This is a genomic window from Microvirga sp. HBU67558, assembly GCF_018069605.1.
GTDB lineage: Bacteria > Pseudomonadota > Alphaproteobacteria > Rhizobiales > Beijerinckiaceae > Microvirga > Microvirga terrae.
The window spans coordinates 1-601 of sequence record NZ_JAGPUP010000234.1 but is presented as its reverse complement, the minus strand read 5'-3'; the positions used below and the strand labels follow the sequence as shown (position 1 = coordinate 601).

Sequence of the window (601 nt, the reverse complement as noted above, 5' to 3'; positions counted from 1 at the left end):
CCGGCCTCGAAGAAATTCTTGGCGAAGGTCGCCCGGGCCGTGAAGGCCGCGATCGGCCCGAGATTCGCCAAGAACACCCTCGGGCGCTCCCCGGTCCGGGCGCGATAGGCGTCCGCGCGGTCGCGCAGGCGCTCGAACGGCTCCGCCGTCCGGATCGACGGCAGGGGCGCGATGGAGACGGGCGCCAAGCCGGCCGCGGTGCCGACGAGCTGGATCAGGGGCGTGCCCTGTCCGGCCATGCCGACGAGAGACGCGAAGTCGGTCTCGGTCGAGGCGGGAGACGACGCCGACGCGGTGGGGGCCGCGTTCGCCTCGGCTGCGGGCATCGGCAGCAGCACGGCCACATCGGCCTCATGGATGTTCGGGAACTCGCTCGTGCCGGTGATCGGCTCCCGGCGGGTGGCGACGGCTTTTGCCCGCTGGGAACACACGGCCGCGATGCGGGCCTGGAGCATGCCGGACTTGAGACTTTCGAGAATGCCGCCCTCGCGCTCGATCTCCTGGAACAGGCTCCAGGCCTTCTCGCACAAGACGTCCGTGAGCGTCTCGAAGCCGCCCGCGCCCGCGGCCGGGTCGGCCACGCGGGCAAGGTTCGACTCGT

1 protein-coding gene is annotated in these 601 nt (G+C 71.7%); it reads right to left on the bottom strand.

From position 1 onward, the window contains the following. Window positions 1-601, bottom strand: a 601-nt coding sequence (locus KBI52_RS00985) for a methylmalonyl-CoA mutase family protein (protein ID WP_247654089.1), incomplete at both ends; no start/stop codon positions are given.